This is a genomic window from Campylobacter concisus, assembly GCF_902460535.1.
Lineage (GTDB): Bacteria > Campylobacterota > Campylobacteria > Campylobacterales > Campylobacteraceae > Campylobacter_A > Campylobacter_A concisus_AS.
Map to the genome: position 1 here is coordinate 172284 of NZ_CABPTV010000009.1, position 2286 is coordinate 174569.

Here is a 2286-nt window from a genome sequence, read left to right on the forward strand (position 1 = left end):
ATTAATAAAATCTATAATGTAAATTTAAAAATATAAAATATAATCTTTGTTTTCAAGGAGATATTTTGGGACTTTTTCGGATCATTATTGGGGCATTTGTCTTTAGTGTTCTTACAAATTTATATTCATACAAACGTTTTATCAAAAAGGTATCTTTTTTTGCCCCACACCTTAAAAAAATTCGTATATTTTTCTATATTATTAGTGTGCTTGAGTTTGTATTTGTTCTTCAACTAAGATTTTCTTTTTTAAATATAGAACTCTATCTGATAGCAGGGACGCTCATTGGTTTTTCGCTATTTTTATTTGGCGTTAGTTTGTTTTATGATGTTGCTAGATCCATTTTCTCAAAGGCTCATTTTAATCCCACAAGACGAAAATTTATTAAATTTTGCTTTGATGTAACATTTGTCATTTTTATAGTCGCTTGCTTTTTGAAAGGAATTTTTAACGCACTTACTCCGCCAAAGATCAGACAGATTAGTATAAAAATAAAAAATTTACAAAATGATCTAAAAATAGCCATGATAACTGATGTGCATATTGGCGAGTTTTTGCAAAAGGATTTTGTGGCTGAGCTTGTGAAAGAGATAAATTTAGCTAGACCAGACCTAGTGGTGATAGTTGGCGACTTGGTCGATATGAGAGCTGAACTTATAGGGGATTTTTTAGATCCATTAAAAAATCTTAAAAGCACTTACGGCACCTTTTATGTCCCCGGCAATCACGAATACTACCACGGAGTTGATGGGATACTAGAAAAAATTCGCGCTCTTGGCATTAGAATACTTGGCAATAAAAATGAAAAAATAGCTGGTATAAATTTGGCAGGAGTCTATGATCTAGCTGGCATAAGGTTTAAAAATTTAGAGCCAAATTTAGACGAAGCGCTAGCAGGATGTGACCCAAATTTGCCGACCATCCTACTCTCTCATCAGCCAAAATTTATAAAAACTATGCAAAAAGACGTTGATCTAGTGCTTTGCGGTCACACGCACGCTGGACAAATTTTTCCTTTTAGTATCCTAGTCTTGCTGGATCAAGGTTTTTTACATGGGCTTTATAAGATTAATGATAAAATGCAAGCTTATGTTAGTAGTGGTGCAGGATTTTGGGGGCCTCCGGTTAGGATATTTGCTCCTAGTGAGATCGCTATTTTAAATTTAAGCAAGGACTAAAATGAACAAGGACAATCTCTTCTCTCAAATTTTTGGCAAGGTAGCAAGATTAAACTTTTTCAAGCCACTTCAAGAGCTTATCAACTCCTTTTATGTAAAGCTATTTAAGATCGATATGAGCGAGTTTAAGCCAGCAAATGAGTATAAAAATTTAAACGAACTTTTCACTAGAGAGCTCTTAAAACCAAGAGAATTTGACGCAGCAGATGAGATATTTATAAGTCCTGTTGATGGTACCTGCCTTAGTTTTGGCACCACGAAAGAGCTAGAAGCTTTTAGCATAAAAGGCATGAGCTACGGGCTAAAGGAGCTTTTGGGGCAGGGCGAGCTTGAGGGCGAGTTTGACTTTGCCAACATCTATCTTAGCCCAAAAGACTATCATCACTATCATGCACCTTGTGATATTACGATAAAAAAAGCGGTCTATATCCCAGGTAAGCTTTACAGTGTGGCGGTAAAATGGCTTGGCAAGGTCGATAGCCTTTATACTAAAAACGAGCGTGTGGCGCTACTTTGCGAGATGAAAAATGGCAAAAAACTTTGGCTAGTTTTTGTGGGTGCGCTAAACGTTGGCAAAATGAAATTTTGCTTTGATGAGCGTATCCAGACAAATGCGATGGCAAATTTTACGCAAATTTATGAATATGAAAATTTACACATCAAAAAGGGCGAGCGCCTCGGAAATTTCGAGCTTGGCTCAACCATTGTCATACTTAGTGAAAAAGATGCGATCGAATACAACCTTTTTGAAAACAAAGAGCTTAAATTCGCTGAAGCTATCGGAATATTGAGGAAATATTCTTAAAAATATATACTTATTTTGTGTCAAAATAAGTATATGGATGGTGTCCCTTTCGCTTAGATTCTTCTGGCGGATTCATATAATTGCCATAATATAAACGCAAAACAGGATCATAATTTTTTATGATCATTAGCTCATAATTTTCAAATTTATGTAGCACATATTCGTTAAAGTCGGTTTTGCTATATACCTCTTTTGTGCCACTCGAATAAATTCCTATAAAGTTAATATCTTTGTTTTTTTTTGCTTCGTCAATCAATGTTTCTATTTTTGATAAAATACGATTTTTAGTAATTATAAATTTAT

The 2286-nt window shown here is 34.6% G+C and carries 2 protein-coding genes and 1 pseudogene; 2 read left to right on the forward strand and 1 reads right to left on the reverse strand.

The window, feature by feature from the left end:
* The first annotated feature begins 65 nt into the window (after positions 1 to 65).
* Both FZ945_RS09070 and FZ945_RS09075 read left to right on the forward strand, forming a co-directional pair.
* On the forward strand, positions 66 to 1178 hold the full coding sequence (locus FZ945_RS09070; RefSeq protein WP_148804014.1) for a metallophosphoesterase: 1113 nt from the start codon (positions 66 to 68) through the stop codon (positions 1176 to 1178).
* Between the two features lies 1 nt (position 1179).
* Entirely contained in the window at positions 1180 to 1983 is an 804-nt protein-coding gene (locus FZ945_RS09075; RefSeq protein WP_148804016.1) for a phosphatidylserine decarboxylase, read from the forward strand.
* Positions 1984 to 1993: 10 nt separating this feature from the next.
* Here FZ945_RS09075 and FZ945_RS09080 read toward each other — a convergent pair.
* Positions 1994 to 2286 (reverse strand): annotated as a pseudogene (locus FZ945_RS09080) (hypothetical protein); the annotation flags it as partial.